This is a genomic window from Maribacter sp. UBA3344 (assembly GCF_002362375.1).
GTDB lineage: Bacteria > Bacteroidota > Bacteroidia > Flavobacteriales > Flavobacteriaceae > Maribacter > Maribacter dokdonensis.
This window is the reverse complement of record NZ_DERI01000009.1, coordinates 340,998-363,920: the sequence shown is the minus strand read 5'-3', so window position 1 is coordinate 363,920 and position 22,923 is coordinate 340,998. Positions and strand designations below refer to the sequence as shown.

Sequence of the window (22,923 nt, the reverse complement as noted above, 5' to 3'; positions counted from 1 at the left end):
TAAAAAATTACGTGTTGTTATGCCGAATACTAACAAAACACCCCTATTCGATTTTTTTGAGATCGATGCTTCTTTTGAAGCTATAAAAAGCTGTACAAGATACCCTGAAGGTTTTTTCTATGAAATTTTTGTGATAGCAAAAACAACGGCGAACAAAGAAATTAGAACGGAATGCACCAATATTATCAAAAAACAGGCACCTGAGTACTTTCAAACGGCATTTAAGAGCCGTAAAAAGATAAGTCAAAAAGGAGGTGTGAAATCGGTTGATTCTAGATTGGTTGCGATGTTGGAATACGGATTACTTTCTGATGAATTAAATCTTTTTAAACTACACTCGTTATTATTCAAAGAACCCGAATTAGGGCTCTTCAATTTCACCAAAAACTTTTTAGACCGTTTGGTAGAACACCCAAGTATACTAGGTAGATTCAACGGAATACAAAAGCTAGAAATATCACTAAAGAATGAGGGCAATGCATACACTACAATTTTAGAAGCACTACCTCATCTCACCTCTTTAGAGGCACTAGAAATACATGCAGATTTTGAGCAATTGCCTGATGAACTGGGCAACCTTACCAACTTAAAGAAAATAAAGCTTACCATGCCATTTTTAAAGGAAGTTCCTGCTTCAATAGGTAAATTAAAATCACTGGAAGAATTCACCTTTAAAGGCGATTACTCTTTTGGAGGCGATGATCACAACACCTATTTAAAAGATTTCAATTGGCTTGCTGACCTTAAATTTTTAAAAGAATTAAAGTTGCAAAATGTAGGAGTGGAAGATTTGTCTGAAGTTGTATTTCCACCCACATTGAACAAGATAGATTTGTATGGTTTAGACGAGCTAACGGCGCTGCCAAAGGAAATGAAAAACCTACCAAAACTTGAGAAATTCAAAGTAGCTTCTAACCGTTTGGAAACCTTACCATCAGGATTTGAAGCAATGCCAGAGTTGCAGCTGTTTGAACTTATAGCTCCCAAAATAACAACCATTTCTGCAGATTTCTTTTTTGGTTTTGAGTCCAGACCAAATTTGATCACAAAAATTGGCAACCGCAATGTAGACATTGCCCCAATGACCGAGAAATCTAGCCGAAAAGAACTGAATTTAGACACACCCAAACTGCTAACTTATGTATTGGACTATGCGGAGTTTTTTCCAGAATTGACAACCATCTCAATTAATTGCGAAGCTCCGGAAAAAAAGCACAAGAATACCTTGGTAGCGTTTAAAAACCTATCCAGCATTACTTATAAACTAGTACCCAACTTAGATTGGATTTTTGATGGGATAAATGAATTGGAAACAATAGAAAGTGTCACCCTATACAAAAACACTTCTTATGCTACTCCTGTAGGCGAAGCACCTAGCTCGGCAATGGTACCCAAAGCACTTTCTAAAATTGAAAAACTAAAGCAATTCACCGTTCAGTTCGAGAACCATTTGGAATTAAACACAGATGCACTGCCCAAACATTCAGAGCAGCTGACCATAAAAGGTTTAAAAGGGATTATTCCTGGAAAAACAAAACGCTCGGCAACTCAGGTAAATGTTGAACATACGCCCGTATCAGACTTAAAAGCATTTTATAATGTGATGGATGCTCAACAGATGGACTTAGGTAAAAACAACTCATATATAGCAGGTGAATCGGGATTCGCGTTTCTTAAAAATCCGCAGAACATTAAAAAATATGAATATACCGGTCCTGCCAAAAATATTGCAGAGCTGCTAAAAACTTGTCCTAATTTAGAATATCTGTTTGTTGAGTTCCCGGAAGATAAACCAGAATTCTACGAGGGACTTTCTGGATATAAAAACTCAAAATTAAAATCGCTACAACTCAATAATTATAAGGGAGATAGTGCTTCTTTACAAACGGTATTGGAGCAAGCCCCAAATCTTGAACATCTAGAGCTAAGGGATTGCACGGGAATTCGTGATTTTCCAAAGGTAAGTCTGAACAAGTTAAAAATACTTGAACTATACACTTGTGATGTACAAACAATGTCAGGCTTAAATGTGCCCCAAATAAGAGCGTTTAAAATAAACTTTTGCGATGATTTTGGTTCAGAAGCCTTAGAAACGATTACGCAGTGGAAAACCCTAAAATACCTTTGGTTAGAACATATATCAAAAGAAATGGAAACCTACCCTACTGCAATTGCCAATCTCACTTTAGACACTCTTTTAATTAACGGCAAATACAGCAAAAGGAAAATACCACATTGGATCGGCACTATGAAATCGCTTCGAGTTTTAGGGGTAGAAAGTTTTACACAAAACACACTACCTATAGAATTGGCAAAACTTACCCAATTGGAAGTATTGAGTATCACCGGTTGTGATTTTCAAGAGCGGTTATCAGAGGAATTTAGACAGTTACATTTAAAAAAACTCATTTATTGGACCTCTAAATTTTCAGGCAGTAATATGAAGTATGAACTATATGAACCTCTTGTTGGCAAAGGTATAACCCAAAGATATTTTGACGATGATGACAAAATAAAACCATTTAAACTTGGATGAAATGAACATTTAAACAACAATGAACAATCTCATTTTTGAGATATAAAATCACGCAATAACATTAATGAACATTAACCTTAAAAACTATCTTATGAAGAAATGACAAATTAGATTACTATGGACAAACAAGAATTACTAGGAAAAGAATTGAGTAACCTGTATGCAATTAACAAACAGGTAAGCCATTATTTTAAAAATAGTGACCTGAGCTTTTTAGACGAACATAGACAGCAAACCGTAAATAAATACATAAATGCCAATCTTAAGAATGAGGAATTGGTCACCAAAATGTTACGTTCATTAGAGGTAAACCCAGGCAATACCGTAGATTCAATAGTAAATGAAATTACCGAGAATTTACATGAGATAAGCCTAAAAAAAACCGACAATAAGGCATTGAACGGCTTGGGTTATATGATGTCTTTTAATAGACTATTAAGCTATCATAAAGCAAATGTGGTCAACATTGATTTTATATTGAACGAGCTAGATTTAAGCTAAAGTTGTAACACCTTTACACTGCAGTTTTGCTCATCTCTATAATATCGTTCAGATTTTTTGAAATCAATGGTTTGGAAATAAAATCGCGAACCAGTTCATACTCTTTTGCCCGCTTAATTTCATGGTCTCCATAATGTGAGCTTACTATGAAAATCTGCGGTTTGTTTACCAGCGGTAATTTTGAGAATTTATCCAAAAAGCCCCACCCATCCATGATGGGCATATTGAGATCCAATAAAATAATATCGGGCATTGGCTGTCCCTTATCTAATTGATTGGTTAAATTGGTTAAAGCTTCATCACCATCCTCGTAAACAAGAATATCAGCGCTCACAAAATTGTTGTGGTTCAAAAGAATCTTAGTACCATAAACGCAAATTGGGTCGTCATCTATAATACAAACGGTGTCTATTTTCATAGCAAATTATATTCGTTAATCCCTGGGGAAATTTAGTTCTTACAAATTAACAAGATTTAACTTACAATAAATTTTTGAAACTAACTAATGAATTCTACAGAAAATCCAATAAACAGCAGTAACACCAAAGATTACGATTGGCAATTGCTTAAAATTCCAAGTTGAATTTTTACAAAAAAAAGTTTGATTCTATTATTTCCTACAAAACGGCAATAATTTTGAACGTAAAATCAGGATTTCATAAAAACACACTCAGACCTATTTTCAAACGACCATAAACCTAAAACTATTCACTAATCGCCAAGAATATAACTTGTAAAAAAATAATCTTTAACTATTAAACCTCTAAAATTAAATTAAATGAGAAAAATTAGCATCATCCTTTTATTTAGCCTTTTTGCAATCAGCACTTTACAGGCACAAATTAATTTAGAACAAAAGACAGTGACCGTAACCGGTAGCGCCCCTTTAGAAAAAACAATTATTAAATACAGGGTTAAGGCTACCTTAAGTATGGACCAAGTCTACTATGCCGATACACGAGTGGAAAACCTAGACCAATTAAGAAAACAATATTATCAAGAATTGAAAGCATTGAACATAGATACCTCTAAGTTTCAAGAAAAAGAGATGGAGTATTTTTCTTTAGGATATCAACGCGACGGTACCATTTTATACTATGAAACAGATTCTAAAGAGCTAGCCATGAAATTACTGAAGACAAACTTGTTAGGGGTTCAATTACAATTTCAAGTAAAACAAAATGTTTCACCTGAAAACAATAAAATTGCACTCAATGCCGCATTGGAAAATGCCAAGGCATACGCTATGGAATTATGTAAAACCATAAACACTGAGTTAGGCAACATACACGCTATTAGCAGTAACGCTAATTATAATGACGATTGGACCAGTTATTATGCCGACTACCAAGAGCAATTAACGGTCAACGTAGTGTATAGTATGAATTAATACTTTTGTGTTTAATGTACCAATGGGCTGTTATACTGTGTGTAACAGCCTTCATTTTATTAGATTATCAACAAAAAAAACCAACACCAAAATTGATTGGCATTGGCTTATTTCAACTCTAATTTATTCTAAACTCGCTGTAAAAATCGCAATTAACTTTAGTTTTAATTTAAAGAAATCATCAATCTTATTTTAAGTTAATCGGTTTTGCCGGCATAGTTTGTATATCTACGTCAACATCTAAAATTTCAGCTATGGTTGGTGCAAGTTGATCGGTATAAAGTTGTCCATTAACTGCTTCCCCAATGGGTTTTACATTTGGACCTAAAATTGCCATCCATGTATGTTGGGCTCCTTTTACATTGCTACCATGACTTGTCCATTTAGAATCTTCAAGAATACCAGATCCCCTACCATGGTCCGTAGTGATTATAAAATAGGTATTATCCTTATAAAAATCGTCTTGCTGTACGTATTGCCATAAATCCGCTATTAAAGCGTCAGTATTATGTAATGATTTCATGTAAAAATCAAACTTTCCTCCATGTGCAAAATCATCCGTTTCACCATAAGATATGTATACAACTTTAGGATGGTTCTTTTTTACATATTCTTTTGCGTAATGGTGGGTAAACACATCTAACCGTACACTTTCCCAAATAATTGGCGCTTGACGTTGCATTTCATTTAAGAATATCTCCCTACCACTCAAATCTCCCTGGGCATTCATATACCCTGCATTTACGGGGATTCCGCTCCTTTTATCATTAATAATAAAAGGAAAAACGTCCCAACTGGCAAAGGCGGCAACCTTACCTTTATACCGCTCTTGTTTATTTGCCAACTCTAAAACCGTTACATTCTTATTGTAGTTTTTGTCATTACTATCAATATGGGCATCATCTGCCTTACCGGTTAAGATCTCATTATACCCAGGATAGGAAAATAACATTTTATTAGTGAGATCAACTTTACTGCCTTTGGTCCTATTGCCGTACAATTGACCATCTTTGGCAATGGTATTCCAAAAAAAAGGCATGATTTTCTCCCTACTTTCTTCAGGTGAACTACCTGAAAACATTTTATTCAATAGCTCTTTGTCCTCTGTATAATTACTCTGCACCAATGCCGTATCTAAACCATGATATACATCTTGCCAACGTACACCATCTAACGTAATTAAAAATACATTAGCGGTCTTATCAATTTGGGCTGTTGCCCCTACCCACATAAATAGCACGGCAACCAATAGTATTCTCGTTCGTATTTTCATCATCAAATTAATTATTCGTTTTAAATGATTCAGTTTTTGACCAATCACTCCAATTTAAATGTTGGTCCCTATAGCGTACTCGCCAATAATATTTGGTATTCGGATTTAATCTTTTAGTGGGCTCATCGGTTAAGTTATCGTTTTTTTGCCTGTTCTCGCCGTAGTACCAATTTTCAGATTGTTTCCAACTATCCAGAACCAATGTATCAAAATCCTCTGTTGTGGATATTTGCCAATGTGATGCCGCATGATAGGCATCTTTAAAGGAACTTTTAAAAGGTTGCGCCTTTAACATTCCGCCAGTATACTCCACCGCACCACTAAATGCAATAGCTATTGGAGTTTCCGGTTGATGTGAGTTGGCATAAATGACAATTTCATCTGTTTTTTCATTGTCCCTATACAACTCTTCATTTCCCCTACTGATTCTTTTGATGGTGAATTTTGGATTCTCATGATTACCATCAACCTCTACCATGACAAATCCGTATTCATCTTGGGTAACACTAAATTCATCATAGTCCCTACCCTCAAACTCACCCCAATTATCAATAGCACCACCCGCGGACGCCACGTTGATCCAAAGATGTTTATGATCCTTAGACTGCCCTCTAGAATAGCCATGGGTATGTCCAAAAAAATGCAAACTAGGCTTACCTGTTTTGGTGGTAAATTCCTCTAACATTTTTACCACCTTACCTGAAGATTCTTCTTCACCAGGAATCCATAATTCAGATTTGTGCGGATGGTGCAATTGTGCGAACACAAAATCTATTTCCCCATTCTTAGCCGTCTCTTCAAGCAATGATTTCAGCCAAGCAAATTGCTCACGACTATCACGGTATCCTTCATTTGAATTAAGACCGATAATTCTGGTATTGCCATAATCTTTGTACCACCAATGCTCTGCATATGCGGGTGTACCATTTTTAGGCAAACTAAAATATTTAAAATAATAGTTTGCGTTTCTTTCATGATTACCCAGTACAGGATACACAGGCACTTCTGAAAAAAGTTTTTGCGCAGGCTTAAAAAAGTCGTTTTGCCACTGCTCATACTTTGCACCGTTCTCTACCAAATCTCCAGGTATTAAAACCATTGCCAAATCATCTGGCGTAGTATTGCCATATTCCGACTTCAAGAAGGGCAGTATACCTTTGTTTACAATTTCATTGAACTTATCCGGATTTTGGTGATCAATCTGCATATCGCTCATAGCCAAAAAATTGAACGACTCATTATCACTTGCAAATGGAGGTGTCTTAAACTGATAAATATCTGACACCAACTTATCTGTTTTTACACGATAATAATAGGTAGTAAATCTTTTTAGTCCCGTTAGTTTTACCTCATGAATACGAGATGGACCAAAGTTGATATCCTCAGCACCACCTACCGCTTTTTTACCCAACTTAGGTGATGTACCAAACTCAACCACGCTTTCTTCTCCCAAAGAAGTCTCCCACATTACCGTAATTTCGGTAGGGTTCGCATCTTGCAAATAAGGCTTAACCACAAATACCGATGTCTCTTGGGCATATAAGGCAACACCACAAAAATAGGTTGCCAAAAAAGTAAAATTCAATAGTTTCATATGTCATTAATTACTAACGCTATCTAGCGCATGTTCTAAAATTTGTATTGCATTCTTTAATTCAGTTCTAGTAATGGTCAACGCTGGAGCCAATTGAAGTACATTACCTGCGGATACCTTAAAACTCAGACCATTTCTAAGGCAATTGTACATAACCTGTTCAGCTTTTTCCACCGCTTTCTCCTTCGTCTCCCTATTGATTACCAACTCAACGCCCCATAGTAATCCACGACCACGTATATCGCCTATAAGTTCGTACTTTTCCTTTAAAATGGTCATTGAAGTACACATTGTCAAAGAATCTCCCGCAACCTTATGCAGTATTTTTTCCTCTTCTATAATTTCTAAGGTCGTCAATGCCGCCATGGCACCTAAGGGACTTTTTTCATGGGTATAATGCCCCAATGAAATGTCCGGGAAGGTATTATACCTATCTCTGGTAACCATACAGGCCTGTGGAAAAATACCACCGCCCAAACCTTTGCCCAAGCAAAGAATATCCGGTTCTATACCGTAATGTTCAAAAGCGAACATTTTTCCGGTTCTGCCCAAAGCAATGGGTATTTCATCTAAAATAAGAACAACCCCATACTTATCACATAATGCACGAGCCGCTTTCCAAAATGTGACCGAAGGCAATTGAACGTCCGTATTGCGAACCGTCTCTGCGATAAAAGCACCTATATCACCCTCTTTTGCAAATACATATTCCAGATATTCCAAGCATTTAGCCTCATTGCCTTCAAAAATACCCCTATAGGTCACAGGTGGAGGTATTCTTTCTACACCTGGTATCATTGGTCCCATATATTCCCTAAAAACAGCTTCTCCACCAACACTGATAGCATCTAAAGATGCGCCATGAAAAGAGTCCCAAAACGATACCACTTTAAATTTACCGGTAACGGCGCGTGCCAATTTTAAAGCAATACCTACCGCCGAACTCCCGTTTGGAGTCATTAAAACCCTATTTAAATCCGATGGAAGCAATGAAGCCAGCTTCTCCGCAAATTTTATAGCAGGTTCATTCGTATATCTCCTGGTAGAAAAAGACAGCCCCTGTAACTGCTCCGTTAAGCGCTTTACCAATTTAGGATGTGAGAACCCCAGTTGATGCACATTGTTACCATGAAAATCTAAATATCGCTTACCGGATATATTCTCTATATGTGGACCGCTACAATTACCAAGCACATCTAAACAAGGCGTAGACAAAGCTTGATGAAAAAAGTAACGGGCATCTTTTTCCAATAACCTTAAAGTCTTTACATCGGTAATACCATCAATCCAATCATTTCTGGCATGGGTGTTATTTATATCTCCTTCGGTACGTTTATTCTGCAATGGATCATGTTTCATATTACGGTCATTCAACATTATCGCGCTTTTAAAAAATCCGTAGATAAAATTTGATTAGGCGTTTTATCACCTTCAATATAAACATCTAACCAACCGTCACCACCGCCATTGAACCAAAGCACCTCAACGGTGTGACTACCTTTGTCCATTTCAATACTTCCTGTTTTTGTTCTTACGCCATGGTCCCCGTCATTATCGACAACCAAGTGACCATCTATGTACAGCTTACTACCATCATCTGATCTTACTGCAAAGTTGTAACTGTCTTCATGTTCTATTTTGAGCAAACTCTTAAACCTGAACAATGTGTTTGCTTGTATATGCTGACGAACTTCTTCCGATGAAAATTCAAAAACGGCTCCCCTAGCATCTGGTTTTCTATTCCCTATTGATGGAATAAAGGAAAGGTCGTTCAAATGAAAAACCTCATAAGAAACAGGAGCTTTAAGCGATGCTGGTTTTATCCTAAAAAATGCTTCAGAAACCCTACTGCTCAACTTATCAGCAACAAATATGGCACTCTTTACCACCGTATTTTCTTTTAGAACTATGGACTGTGTAAAGGTGTTGGATTCTTTCGTTGGCATTGCACCATTAAGCGTATACCTAATTTCACCGTAGGCATTTGGGTTCTCTAATACTAACTGGGCCTCATCATTGAACAAGCCCCCATCTGCTGCATAGCCTTTTGCCGGTCTATTTAATCTTGGTTTTTTCAACTGTACCAAAGTAGGGTAACCATCTTCCACATTTTCACCCTCAAAAGCCTCAAGTACAGGTCTACCGATCCATGCACGTGGTGTTTTAATTTGAAGGGCGTGTGCAACAGTTGCAGCATTGTCATATTGGTATACCGGATATTTTATCCTATAATCTTTTTTTATACCCTTGCCCCAAAGTATAAAAGGTATTTCAATTTCTTCCATAGATTCGCCACCATGGCCTTTGCCCTTACCGCCATGATCAGAACTAATGATTACCATAGTATTATCTGCCATACCAGATTCTGTAATGGCCTTCATAATTTCCGCCAATAATGAGTCTGCCTTTTCAACCGCATGGTAATACTCTTTTGTACCGTGACCAAACTCATGACCAGCATGATCAATATGATCAAAGTGGACAAACGTAAATAAGGGTTTTTCTACTTTGATATAACTACTGGCGTTCACAGCAGTTTCTTCCTCGGTAGCAGGATTTTCATCAAAGTCTACCGCATTTTTCTCAAATAACCGTCCAAAACCACCCCAATGATAAATAGCTCCAATTTTTTCCGATGTTCTTTGCTCACGAATCAAATGAAAAATACTGGGAAACAAAAAAGGTTCGCTCTGTGTAACCGCAGGTAAGGTAAGATTATCTCTTTCCCAAGCATTGGATGTAATACCGTGTTGTTCCGGTCCGGCACCCATAATCATAGAAGCCCAATTGGTACTTGAACTTGTGGGTAAAACTGCCCTTGCGTGCATGGTTGAAGCACCTTCTTCTATCATAGTATCAAAAGTAGGCGTATCAGCATTTTGGAGTCCGTCTGGACTCAACCCATCAAAACCAATTACCACAACATGGGTAGTTTCAGAACCCATTTTATCCAACTTGTCATAATCACAAGACCATAGGGAGGTCATCCCTATGGTCAGTGTTATAATTGAAGTGTACTTTTTAACCCTATGCTTAATCAACATCCCACCAAAGTTTGGTATTAATATCATCGGTACCCATACTTTGTACAGCGGCATTGTAGTTTTCGCTATTGGTAGATTTTACGGAATTTGGATATTGAAAACGCACCGGAACCATACCATCGTTAACAGCATCTGGTCCTGGAATTACTTCTGGCATTCCCGTTCTTCTCCAATCTGACCATCCTTCAAAACCGGTATAGAATAACGATATCCATTTTTGAAGCGCAATTTTCGCCAAATTATCATCTGTAGCTGCAGTTAATGCTACAGCATCTTGACCAACATAAGCCTCAAGATCCGTTGCTTGCATAGCATTGGCAATATCTGACCATCCGCCAGCGGCAACTCTTTCTGTATAATATGCAAATGAAGCTCTAATTCCGTTTTCATAATACATAGCTGCATCGCCAGAAGAAATAAATCCTCTTTCAGCAGCTTCTGCCAAAATAAACTGAAGTTCAGAATAGCTCATTATAATTGTATGTGAAGCCGTAGCCGAAGCCTGCTCTGGGTTACAGGCTCTACATGCTAAAAGAATACCTAGTCTAGAGATGAAATTTGAGCCGGACTCATCTGGGTTTCCAGAGGGACTATATCCTAATGCCGCTTCATCATCCAACCCATTGGGCATACCTACATAATCATTAAAATCTTCAGAGAAAATACCTTTATCAGAATCTGTGGTTGGCTGTGCAAAAACATATAGTCTATTATCGTTCAGATCCTTTAAACGGGTTTCAAGAGTTTGGCTTAATCTCACCTCGTCAAAACTACCGCTACGGGCGTCATATTTTGGTTGTGGGTTATCAGAATTCCACTCTACAAAAGCCATATCTTCATTACTTTCAAAAATTGGATAGGCAGATGGGTTACCCGTTATTTGAGCCATACCCGCAACTGCGGTGGCATTATCAACATCACTGATACGCATTAGCAAACGCAACCTCAATGAATTGGCAAACTTTCTCCATTTTTCAATATCACCATTATAGATGATGTCACCAGATATATTGCCAGCTCCCGTTAAAACGGTGTTCGCAGTTTCCAAATCTGCCAAAATACCAGCATAAATAGAGCTTTGAGCATCAAAAGCAGGAGTTACGTTACCATCTTCAATACCACTGGTAGCTTCAGAATAAGGCACATCACCATAGGCATCGGTTACGTAAGAATAAATCCAAGATTTCATTACCAAGGCAACACCATAGTAATTTTGCGCTTCTTCATTGGTTTCGGTATCCCTAATGATATTTTCCACATCACGTAAAGACGCATATGCATTGTCATAAGGATCACCAGACGGAGACCAGTTATAGGTATCGCCACTGGTAAACTGCAACCTAGCGCCATATTGTACCACGGTAAAACCTTCTTCCCAACCTTGGTTTCCCCAATTATAGGCCATTTCTCGTTGTACGCCCGGCAATAAAAGTTCTGGTTGTGCAGAAGCCGGATAATTAGGATTTATATTGATCGTTTCAAAATCTTCGGTACAGCTAACCGCAAGTACCAAGGATATTAGAAGTAATAGTATTTTTTTCATGATTTCTTTATATTATTTAGTTTTCGTCAATTAGAAATTAACCTGTAGGTTAAAGGTGAACGAACGCGAACTTGGGTAACTCATGTTTTCTATACCCGGTTGCAACGTACCCCCGGAAACACCAACCGTTTCTGGATCAAAATGAGGATTGTCCGTCCATAGAATCAGGTTTCTACCAGTTACAGAAATTCTAGCATTGGTGATCGGTAATTGATCGATCATTTTTTGCGGAAATGAATATCCTAATGAAACCTCTCTAAGTTTGGTATAAGAAGCATCATACTTTGCCGCTTCTACATTATCCCTTTCATAATATCTATTATTGAATGTTCTAGCATCCACATTTATAGTGTTTGGAGTATATACAGGGTTCTCTGCCGTTCCCGTATTTATAACACCTTCTGCAACAATTCCGGTTTCCCTTCCTTCTAAAGTTTCTTGCAGTTGCCCAGAAGTACTACCAATAGTCTTAGTTCTAGATACTACGATACCGCCCTGTCTGGTATCGATTAAAAACCCTAGATCAACATTCTTGTATTTGAAGGTATTTTGTATACCCAATGTAAAGTCTGGTGCATAATCACCTTGGTATACCAAATCATCTGTACGTTCTGGAATACCTTGATTATTAATGATCATTTGCCCAAAGTATTCACTAGTTTCATCTTCTACCCTTTGAAAACCTCTACCATAAATAGCACTGATAGAACCTCCTTCACGAGCTTGTATATATGCTCCGTTAGCCTCGGTCAACGTAAATTGGATATCATCACCCAAATCTTTCACCTCACTTTTATTAGTGGCAAAATTGAAGGTTGAGCTCCATTTAAAATTATCCGTTAACACTGGAACAAAGTTGGCAATGGCCTCAAAACCGTAGTTACGAACTTCGCCCGCATTGATCAACTGACTGCTATAACCACTGGCAATATCCGTACTAATATTTATGATCTGGTTTTTGGTAGCGCTATCATAATAGGTCATATCCAAATTAATTCTACTTTGCAGAAAACGCAGGTCCAGTCCAAATTCATAAGAGCCGGTTATCTCTGGTTTTAAATTTGCATTTGGTATCAATGAAGATTCTGTCAATATAGGTGTTGAACTATCAAATTGAGTCTCATTTTGGTAAAAACTACGTAATCTATACGCATCGGTATCATTACCTACCTCAGCATAAGCAGCCCTTACCTTGGCAAACGTTACCCAGTCTGGCATATTGAACATATCACTGGCAATGGCACTTAATGTAACCGACGGATAGAAATATGAATTATTACCTTCTGGCAATGTACTAGACCAGTCATTTCTTCCTGTAATGTCCATAAACAATACATTGTCATAGCCAAATCTGGCATAACCATATAAACTATTGATGCGCTTTTCACTGTTGTTAGAGCTCACTTGCACCGCCTGTCTACTATTATTAAATGAATACACCCCAGGATTGATCAACTGCGGAGCTACACTTTTTGTAAAATCTTGCTTTTGATGTAATTGGTTTCCACCTGCGGAAATATTTAAATTAAACTTTTCTCCAAAGGTTTTATCATAGCTCAACAAGAAATCAGAATTACTTTCTTCAAAGAAAATATTATCTTCTTGATATGTCCCAAAAGGAAAACGCTGCGTACTGAACGCTCTTTTACGAACCCTAAAATCTCTATAGAAATCACGACCGCTACGAAGCAACAACTTCCAGTTTTCACTAATGTCATAAGTAAGACTTACATTACCGAACATACGATCTTTATCTTGCGCATTGGTATTCTCATACATAGTAAAATAAGGGTTGTCATGATAGTTGTAGTTGTAGTTAAACTGCTGTATACCCTCTAGACCAGGTTGCCAATAATCTCTAAGGTTATTGGTATTCAATTGGCGCCCGTACCAAATGAACAGGTACATGATACTTTCCGTACCGTAACCTACTGCAGGTCTATTGTCACTATCTGTCTTTACGTAATTAAGATTGGCATTTACCTTTACTTTATCCGATACATTCATGGTTCCGGAAAAACTTAAGGTATTTCTATTGAGATCAGTATTGGGCAATGTACCTTCTTGATCTAAGTTCTGAAATGACAATCTCATGTTTCCCATGTCACCACTTTTAGAAATGGCAATACTATTGGTCTTTGTAATACCAGTTTCAAAGAAATCTTTTGTGTTATCAGGTTGAGACACCCATGGTGTAGGAATAATATCGGCATTACTGACCGAGGTGTCACCACCTCTGGTTCCATCTGTTCTTGGCGAGTCAAATTGTGCGATCATAAGTCCGGTATCCAATCTTGGACCCCAACTTTCATCAACACCATCGGCAATACCGGAACCACTACCATCCACAAAAGAAAACTGTTGGTTATTCCCCTGTCCATACTCATTTTGCCAGTCTGGCAGCATTAATACATTTTCTACGGTAATACCCGTATTAAAAGAAACACCAAGCTTACTACTTTGGGATTTCCCTTTTTTAGTTGTTATGATTATAGCACCATTTGCCGCTCTTGATCCATAAAGCGCTGCTGCAGCCGGACCTTTTAGTACGTTGATCGATTCTATATCTTGCGGATTGATTTCAGCTGCACCATTACCATAATCTACACTCTGCGTACCTGATCCACTAGAACCAACAATTTCATTACTGATAGGTGTACCATCTACTATGAACAATGGCGAGTTACCATTAATGTTCAGAGAAGCATCACCACGTATAGAAACCCTTGCCGAGCCACCCAATCCGGTTGGGCTGTTGGTAATTTGTAAACCGGCCACCTTACCGGACATGCTGTTCAATAAGTTTGGCTCCCGTGCCTGAACAACCTCGTCATTATCCAATTCTTGAGAGGCGTAACCCAAAGATTTTTTCTCTCTTTCTATTCCCAATGCGGTAACTACAACCTCATCTAGTTGTTGAGAATCGGGCTGTAGGTTTATGGTACCCGTAATTTTATTCGCTGTATTATACTCCTGAGCAATATACCCAATATAGGATACCACTAAAATGTCATTTGAACCATTCAGTTCAATACTGAAGTTGCCATCAAAATCTGTAGCCACCCCGTTCGTTGTTCCTTTCACTACTACGGTAGCACCAGGTAAAGGAACTTGATTTTCGTCTAACACCTTACCCGTAAATACCGTTTGGGCATGTGCTACAAAACTTGCTAAAAACACAAGCATTGTAATTAATAATGTTTTTTTCATTTTGTTCGTATTTGTAAACTTTGGTTTGTTAGTTTAGCAAATATCTAAATGAAAATTCAATGACAAGCCTATTACACATTAAGCAATTGCAACCATTACAAGGTTAAAGTTAGCTTATAGTTAGTTAAACATTATTTACAAATATGCAAAATGTAAGTTTTATGTTAAGTCCCTGCACCATGGCTGATTACAGCTGTAGCACCTACCAAAAAACAATACATTTTATTTTTCATTATGTTTGTAGGAGAACACTTATCAATGGATGATTACCTTATTGGAATTGGCAAACGGATCAAAGAAATTCGTAAAAACGGGAGTTTGACTATTAGTGAAATTGCCATGCGCGCCGGAGTAACAGCAGGACTTATTTCTAGAATAGAAAATGGTAGAACAATTCCCTCTTTACCCGTACTATTAAAAATTATAAGTTCCTTGGATATTGAAGTGACCGATTTTTTTAGCGGACTACCACAATCTAACGGAGCCAATTTTATTGTTTCTAGAAAAGAGGATAATACCTTTATTGAAAAAGAAGACGATGCTATTGGATTTTCTTATTCGCTTATTTTTGGCAAACAGCTTAATAGCCTAGGTTTTGAAGCCGTATTATTACACGTTCACCCCAACTCTAAAAGAGACAAGGTAAAGACCGATGCCTATGAGTTCAAATACATGCTTTCAGGTGAATGCTACTATATTATAGACGAAGAGGAGGTACTGATCAAAGAAGGAGATTCTATATTTTTTGATGGTAGAATTGCCCATGTCCCAGAAAACAGGAGCAACAATACGGCAACTATGTTAGTACTTTACTTTTTTATATAACCAACCAGAACATACAAATAAAAAAAAGCCACGATCAGTGGCTTTTTTTTTATTTTATTTTACTTTTCAAGATGGTAATAGCAGCTGCCTTAATTCGGTTAAGCTATCAAGAACATGGGTTGGGTTTGCACTTAATAACTGATGTCTGGTATGTGCACCAGTGGTCACCCCGATCGTAACCCCACAATTTGCATTTTTACCCTCTTCAATATCGATTATGGAATCACCAGCTTTTAGCACCTGTTCTTCATCATGAACGTTAAGTTTCATCATTGCCTCAACGATCATATCTGGATTAGGCCTACCAAGAACCACATCATCTGCCGTTACTATAACATCATACTGCTTGCCTTTGGTCCAATCCATTTTATTTAATAATAACTGGGCGGTTTTACTATCGTACCCTGTATTCAAAGCTACTTTAATGCCATTTTCTTTTAATGACAGTAACATCTGTTCTACCCCTTCATAACTACCTACGTCTAGCTTATGGTATGCTTCATTAAGCAACACCTTAAAATCTTCAAAAATGGAAGCTGCCATTTCTGCATCAACACTACCGATGTCTGCTATAATAATATCTTTTATTGCTTGATGTTTTTCTTTACCGGCACCGTGTTCCAGCACAAAATCCAAGGTCAATTGAAAACCTCTCTCATTGATCGCCTTTTGTAAAGTCTTATATACTACATTGTCTTCATTGACAACAGTACCTGCCATATCAAATACGGCCAATTTAATTGTATGCATGCTAAATATTAAAAATTTGTTGAATGTTCTGTTTTGAAAAACCTGCACTACCGGTCATTCCCTTACCCCCAATACCGGTAACAATATGAATATTCCTATCTATGGTGCGCTCATAAATATCAGAATTCTTACATTGAGAATACATGCCAAACCAACGCTGTTCAATTTCATAGGTGGGCAGGTTAAAAATTTCTTTGGCCCTTGTTAGCATTAGATCATCAATATCCATATTTAAGTCGAACCCAAGATCATCAATATTGTCCGCATCTGCATATTCATGAGAATCCCCAAGAATAACCCCACCATCCATAGCTTGTTTAAATAGAATGTGTACTCCCCATTTTTTCTCAAGACTATCCATTGGTTCTTTGGATTTGATCTTTAAATAAGACGGACACTCAGCAAAAGCCTCATATCTTCTAATGGAAAGTCCCGTTAAAATAGATCCGCTAATTTTAAAATCGCCTTGTGATTTGGTTTTCATCATCTGTAACTTAGAAACCTCTAAATCACTAGTGGAAAATAGTTCTGGATACAACGTTTTAAAATCACTACCGTTACAGATAATTACCTTTGCAGACATCAACATTCTACCGTTTGCCAATTGAGTGCTTACTTCATTATTAAGTGCATTGCATTCAATTACCTTAGCCTTATAAAAAATGCTTACCCCTTTTTTCTTTAAATACTTATGTACACGACCGATCATGGTGCGAGGTTCTACAGTAATTTCCTCAGGAAAGAATAAGCCAGCTTTTACGTACCGTTCATTTAATCCTGGGTATTTTCTAAGACATTCCGTCTTTGTAAAAAGAATAGAAGTGTAATCATTGGCTCTGTTAATTTCTTTCAACTCTTCAATTAGCTGAATTTCATCATCGTTAGAAGCCAAATAAATAGATCCTTCTTGCCGTACCGAAATATCAAATTTAGCATGGATCTTCTTATATATCTTTAAGCTTTTACGACCGTATTGTTGCCATTTGGTATTCATACCAGAGGGTACCACCTGTCCAAAATTGCGAACTGTAGCCCCTTTGGGCATAGCATCTTTTTCAAGCAAAGCTACTTTTAACCCTTTTTTCATGGCATGATAGGCATGAAAAGTACCTAACACACCACCACCAACTACAACTAAATCATACTCAATATCTGCCATTAACCATGGGGATTTTAAAATGGATACTAGAATTATTTTGCTTGTATTTCTTTTGAAAATAGTACATGGATACTATAGAAACACCTACACCCAAAAAGGCAATACAGTAGGTAGCACCCATGAAAAACTGTAGCCAAGAACTATTTGGGCTTCCAAAATTTTTATAAAGTAGTACTGCCATACTACCCAAGTAACCAAAGGAATCTGCAATATAAATAAGGTAACCAGCATTACCTTTAATAGAAAAAGTGGCGATCATCCGATCAAAAAAGATACAATTGAACGGCACATAACAGGCATAAAGTCCAAAACCAATAAACACCATCCAATACACAGGCTGAAGGGCGCCTTGTTGAAATAAAAAGGTAGAAACCCCTACCAGCACACTTGCCAGTATCAACAAGAAATGAAACCCCATAAAAGCCTTAAAGTTATTTTTTATCAACCCGAACAACCCCAATACAAGTAACACCAAAAATGCTATTGGAAGTTCAGATAGTGTATAAATAGAAGCATCACCGGCATACCCCACACTGTCCCATAATTCTCTAGAAAAATTATCCCTAAAATCCCGTAACGCGGTAAGCGCGGTATAAAAGACCACTAAAATTATAATCGGAAAAGAAAATTTGCTGAAGACTTTTTTACGATCCGCTGCACACATTGGTTTTCTTTTCTTTCTGAGTTTAATATCCTCTGCTGTTGGTGGAGGCAATTTGTTTAAAAAATACAGGCAAATGAAAAACGGCAGAAGAAATAGGGCTCCCGTAACCGCAGGCATCCAAAATTCGGAAATTGCGTAGGTGGTCATTAACCACAACCCAACAGATTTTAAGGCACCGCTAGACACTATAAAACTAGAACATAGAATAATGCTCAGTATCTCGGTCATTTTTCTACCCTCCAAAAAAGAAAACGTAATTCCCCAGATCATACCCAAGGAAAGTCCGTTAAGGAAAAAAAGTATGAAATTATATGGACTTGCCAGCAGACCAAATAGTACCAATGTCAATTCTGCAAATAAGATCATGCCCGTTAAATAGGCTACCCTATGTTGTACCTGCAATGCAGAAACCACCCGAATACCAATAAATTTAGAAAGCATATACCCTACTACCTGAGCCAAAATGAGCAAAATTTTGTAGTCGATACCAAACAACATTTGACCATCAAATGTGGCTACTGAAAAAGGCTTTCTAAAAGCATACATACAAAAGTAAAGTCCGAACGAAGCAAAAGCTCCATTTAACAGTACGGCCATATTAATTTTAGAAATCTTAAACACGTAACATTTGTTTACTAATAGTAAATAATTACCTCAAAAATCTATATTTATTTACTATTAGTAACTTTTTAAATGTTATTAGATGGTTATAAAAAGTGATGGATTAAGTTAAACCTCTGAATTATTGAGGAGATTGTTACAAACATTATTCTAAATGGACCTTAAATTTTATAGACTCTTCCCCATTCATCTGTTTTTGAAAAATTAGCGCAAATAATTGTAATGAAAGTATATCTTCATTTCCAGTTTGCCGTTGCAATACATCAAACAAAAAACTATATGTTTTTAATCTATTATGTTCAATATCAATCAATGCAATTCCATCAGCATTTCTAAGTCGATAAAAATCTAAAATTAAATCTCCACCACTCCAATTTTTAAAATCAGTTTCTGAAACACCAGCATTGTTCATTTTCAACAATAATTCCTTTTCAGAAAAATCCTCGCCTAGAACTTTTTGAACCAATTGCCATCCACTTTTATTTAACAATGACTTTTTTAAATGTTCAGGCCAATTGTTAGGCAATAAACGCCAACGCACCAATTCCTGTAAATGTATATTTGTAAAATCGAGGTAATTGGATGATGCCAAAATAGTGTCGTTCCACATTCTATCAGGAAAATTATCTCTTAGGAAATCATGCTCTTTTTTATAATTTTCAAAAAAAGAATTGAAGGAAGCTACCGAATCCAAAACTACAGTCTCTACTTCCAACTTAGATGTATTTTTTATGGTCATTAACTTATAAGCTGGCGGATAAGCAGCCAATGAAGGAGTTTGTATATTCGTTAATGTATTACCATTCTTGGTAGTTATGATACCCGTATCGTTTAAATGCATATGCCCACCCACATGTACTTTCAATCCCATATCGGCAAAAATTTCACCTACGACCTCATCGGGCACACGATGCGCTTGAAAACTATTGACACCGAATAACTGTTTCATTTCATCAGTTGCCCCATCATTGAAATCGACCATAGGGTAATGACTAAACGCAATTAACGTCTTACCTAACCGATTGGCGTTTTCTACCACCTTTTCTGTCCACTCTAGCAGATATCGTTTATATGTCAATACTTCATTATAACCTATACCAGAACCATTAAACCCTATACCATCTGATTTTGGCGTGTACACATTAGCATCTATAGCCATAAGCCAAACCCCTTCTACCGGCTCTACCAGATAACTTACATCTGGAATTGTTTTTAACGTAGCGTTAGACGAAAATCTATTATCCAGTTTAGATGCCAATTCCGCTTTTTTAAAAGTATAGCCTTCATAATCATAAGTAGAGAAAGGAGTTTCCCAATATCTGAACTTTTGTTGCGGAAAAAAGCCATACGCTTTCAACTCTTCTAAAATCTCTTTATACCCCCACTCCGCAATTTCTTTAGCAATCACTGTAGGCTCCTCAGCTATAGTGCTCGATGTATATAAGCCTTTAGTACTCATAATAGGTTGCAATCGACCATGTTTTGAAAGAAAATCACGTTCACCACTTTGTTTTCCAAAAGGTCTAGTGGGATCATGATTACCATTTACCATAAAAAAAGACACATTGTATTCCTCAGCATAACGATTCATTATTTTCTTTAAACCTTTAATATGAACAGGCTGACCATCATCACTAAAATCGCCAGGCATGGCAATAATTTTAATTCCTCTTTTGACGGCATCATCTAAAGCCGCCTGAAAAGCGAAATAATTTTCATTGAACAATCGGGTAGAATGTAATTGTGATTCCATTGACCGTATTAAAACATTTTTACCATTCACGGTGTCTGTATACACATTAGGATTTAATTCTTCAAATTCAGGATACACATCTGCGAAATGAACATCGGCCATGAAGGCAATTTGAACTTCGTTCCTTATAGTTTGAGAAGTACACGCCAAATGAAATAATAGAACAAAGAAAGTTGACATATAACCTTTCATACTTTTAAAATTAATTTTCATGAACAATCATATATTAAAAGAAAACGGCAAGAATTCACATTCTTACCGTTTCCTATTAAAGCTAATTTTTGATTAATACCCAGGGTTCTGCTCTAAGAAACCATCTATACCAGAAGCACCATCAACGGCACTTTGTGGAATTGGGAACAATCTATGGTTTACATCGGTATCCGTTTTTTCCGTCCAAGTATCTTCATACTTTCCAAAACGAATTTGATCTCCTCTTCTAAACCCTTCCCAATACAATTCAAAACCACGCTCGCGAAATAAGATATCCGTATCTACCGCAGTTAAAGGATCTGGCGTTTGTTCCGGGCGTGCCGTTCTAGAAGTTCTTACCACATTTACATCTGCCAATGCACCGGCAGCATCGCCATTTCTTAGTTTGGCTTCCGCTCGCATTAAATATACCTCGGCAAGTCTCATCAACACCAAGTCAACACTACTGTTACCATTACCATTTGGTGAGGTACGGCTGAATTGATACTTAGATGCCCTGTAGCCCGTATTATGCAAAGATCCTTCATTGGTAAAATCTATTTCCAAAGTATGATCTACGTACCCTATATCTCGAGAAGGACCATTTCCTTTTATCTGTCTTACCGGTAAAATTTTAATAGTACCGTCTTCACAGGTAAGAAACTGGCCGTCATCACCTTTTCTAGGTCCCCATTGTATACCACGAAGAATACCTCTATCCATTTCAAAAGCAACATCTTGTACACAGTAAAAACTATCTTCGGTCTCAGTTTCCAATAATTTTTCACGCCCTTCCAAATCTGCCAGTTGAGCATCTGGAACCAAGGTATTTTTTTGATAGAAACGAGCATCTGCATCCGCAGGATCAACATCTCCATAGGCATCTACCCACGTTTGATAAAAATCTGAAGTAACGGCAGGTCCGTCAGTTCCATCGGCACTAGGCCACTCAGGTCTTGGAAACATAGACCCCGCAATAGACCAATATGCCCAACGACTATGTTCCTGGGTCAATACACCACGTTGATCTAAAGCAAATATCAATTCTGGGTTAGAATGGTTCTCATCATTGAACAGTTCAAAATACTCTGGAGATAAAGAAAAGTTTCCGGAATCTATAATATTACTGGTATATGTGATTACCTGGTCCATATCTGCCTGCGTGAAGTTAGGCGTACCATAAGGGTCACGGTACACGGCAGCGTTCAAGTTCAATCTAGCCAAAAAACCATATACAGCAGAACGCGACATTCTACCAGGTCCTTTATCATCATTGATCACATCAACAACAGACAACAACTCGCTCTCAATATAGTCTATGGCATCTTGTGTTCTTAAAACCTCTGAAAGCTCTTCAGATGATTCTTTTTTAAGAACAATACCCCAACTGTCTAGCAATAACATGTTCAAATACGCTCTTAAGGCTTTCATTTCATACAATGCCCCTGCTGCTTCCGCATCTCCCTCATCCGCTAACGGAGTAAGTACTTCAATGGCGGCCAAGGTTCTTGAAATATTCGTGGTAAGCTCATTCCAACCACTAGCGACCAAATCATTAGTAGGGGTGAAATTATGGCTATGAGCCGCCAAGAACTTACCACCATCAAACCAATCCGTTCCTCCTCTATAAGGTAGTATTGCCTCATCTGATGGTATAAGCTGTAGACCATAATAATTGGTATGCCTCCATGTCCAAGAAATATAACCGTAAGCGGGTGCAATAGCCCCACTAATCACTTCTGCTTGGGCACCTGTTAATGATTCATCTAATAATTCTTCTTCTAGATCAGTACAGCTCCATGTCAACAAAGAGACCAGAACCAGTGATGATATAATTAGTTTATTTTTCATTTTGATAGATTTTTTTT

Annotated in this window: 16 protein-coding genes; 4 read left to right on the top strand and 12 right to left on the bottom strand. The window is 37.4% G+C overall.

The genetic code is table 11. The features are described from left to right. Positions 1-19: 19 nt before the first annotated feature. Positions 20-2,536: a leucine-rich repeat domain-containing protein gene (locus B2Z27_RS06690; RefSeq protein ID WP_286813031.1), complete on the top strand. Its 2,517-nt coding sequence runs from the start codon at positions 20-22 to the stop codon at positions 2,534-2,536. A gap of 117 nt (positions 2,537-2,653) precedes the next feature. After that, positions 2,654-3,037 (top strand): hypothetical protein, encoded by a 384-nt coding sequence (locus B2Z27_RS06685; protein ID WP_074672330.1) that lies wholly within the window; start codon positions 2,654-2,656, stop codon positions 3,035-3,037. A gap of 13 nt (positions 3,038-3,050) precedes the next feature. Here the strand turns inward: B2Z27_RS06685 and B2Z27_RS06680 are convergent, their stop codons facing one another. After that, entirely contained in the window at positions 3,051-3,455 is a 405-nt protein-coding gene (locus B2Z27_RS06680) for a response regulator (RefSeq protein ID WP_071341428.1), read from the bottom strand. A 360-nt stretch (positions 3,456-3,815) separates the two neighbouring features. Between B2Z27_RS06680 and B2Z27_RS06675 the strand changes: the two genes are divergently transcribed. After that, a complete protein-coding gene (locus tag B2Z27_RS06675; protein ID WP_286813030.1) occupies positions 3,816-4,427 on the top strand; it encodes a hypothetical protein in 612 nt (203 codons plus the stop codon). A gap of 187 nt (positions 4,428-4,614) precedes the next feature. On the opposite strand, the gene B2Z27_RS06670 is transcribed toward B2Z27_RS06675, so the two are convergent. From B2Z27_RS06670 to B2Z27_RS06645, 6 genes are read right to left on the bottom strand one after another with little or no spacing between them, the layout of a single operon-like run. After that, positions 4,615-5,703, bottom strand: coding sequence for a sulfatase-like hydrolase/transferase (locus B2Z27_RS06670; RefSeq protein ID WP_286813029.1), 1,089 nt, complete (start codon positions 5,701-5,703; stop codon positions 4,615-4,617). 4 nt (positions 5,704-5,707) lie between these two features. Next, the gene (locus tag B2Z27_RS06665; protein WP_286813027.1) at positions 5,708-7,294 is read right to left on the bottom strand and encodes a purple acid phosphatase family protein; all 1,587 of its coding nucleotides are present in this window, start codon (positions 7,292-7,294) and stop codon (positions 5,708-5,710) included. Positions 7,295-7,300: 6 nt separating this feature from the next. Continuing rightward, entirely contained in the window at positions 7,301-8,653 is a 1,353-nt protein-coding gene (gene pbfA, locus B2Z27_RS06660) for a (R)-1-hydroxy-2-aminoethylphosphonate ammonia-lyase (protein ID WP_286813026.1), read from the bottom strand. Between the two features lie 17 nt (positions 8,654-8,670). Continuing rightward, complete coding sequence (locus B2Z27_RS06655; RefSeq protein ID WP_286813025.1) at positions 8,671-10,338, bottom strand: alkaline phosphatase family protein; 1,668 nt, start codon at positions 10,336-10,338, stop codon at positions 8,671-8,673. Beyond that, on the bottom strand, positions 10,328-11,881 hold the full coding sequence (locus tag B2Z27_RS06650) for a SusD/RagB family nutrient-binding outer membrane lipoprotein (RefSeq protein ID WP_286813024.1): 1,554 nt from the start codon (positions 11,879-11,881) through the stop codon (positions 10,328-10,330). The genes B2Z27_RS06655 and B2Z27_RS06650 overlap by 11 nt, the downstream gene beginning before the upstream one ends. Before the next feature lie 30 nt (positions 11,882-11,911). Further along, the gene (locus B2Z27_RS06645) at positions 11,912-15,091 is read right to left on the bottom strand and encodes a SusC/RagA family TonB-linked outer membrane protein (RefSeq protein WP_286813022.1); all 3,180 of its coding nucleotides are present in this window, start codon (positions 15,089-15,091) and stop codon (positions 11,912-11,914) included. A 258-nt stretch (positions 15,092-15,349) separates the two neighbouring features. Here B2Z27_RS06645 and B2Z27_RS06640 point away from each other — a divergent pair, with 258 nt between their 5' ends. Continuing rightward, the gene (locus B2Z27_RS06640; RefSeq protein WP_082642945.1) at positions 15,350-15,916 is read left to right on the top strand and encodes a helix-turn-helix domain-containing protein; all 567 of its coding nucleotides are present in this window, start codon (positions 15,350-15,352) and stop codon (positions 15,914-15,916) included. 66 nt (positions 15,917-15,982) lie between these two features. Here B2Z27_RS06640 and B2Z27_RS06635 read toward each other — a convergent pair whose 3' ends face one another. The 5 genes from B2Z27_RS06635 to B2Z27_RS06615 form a co-directional block, all read right to left on the bottom strand. After that, on the bottom strand, positions 15,983-16,666 hold the full coding sequence (locus B2Z27_RS06635; protein WP_286813020.1) for a phosphonatase-like hydrolase: 684 nt from the start codon (positions 16,664-16,666) through the stop codon (positions 15,983-15,985). Between the two features lies 1 nt (position 16,667). Then, entirely contained in the window at positions 16,668-17,825 is a 1,158-nt protein-coding gene (locus B2Z27_RS06630; protein WP_058103760.1) for a TIGR03364 family FAD-dependent oxidoreductase, read from the bottom strand. Next, a complete protein-coding gene (locus B2Z27_RS06625) occupies positions 17,812-19,110 on the bottom strand; it encodes a DUF5690 family protein (protein WP_286813019.1) in 1,299 nt (432 codons plus the stop codon). Before B2Z27_RS06625 ends, B2Z27_RS06630 begins: the two co-directional genes overlap by 14 nt. Positions 19,111-19,255: 145 nt before the next feature. Further along, positions 19,256-21,055, bottom strand: a complete 1,800-nt coding sequence (locus B2Z27_RS06620; protein WP_286813018.1) for a metallophosphoesterase — start codon at positions 21,053-21,055, stop codon at positions 19,256-19,258. A gap of 93 nt (positions 21,056-21,148) precedes the next feature. Continuing rightward, positions 21,149-22,906: a RagB/SusD family nutrient uptake outer membrane protein gene (locus tag B2Z27_RS06615; RefSeq protein WP_099189555.1), complete on the bottom strand. Its 1,758-nt coding sequence runs from the start codon at positions 22,904-22,906 to the stop codon at positions 21,149-21,151. Between the last annotated feature and the right edge of the window lie 17 nt (positions 22,907-22,923).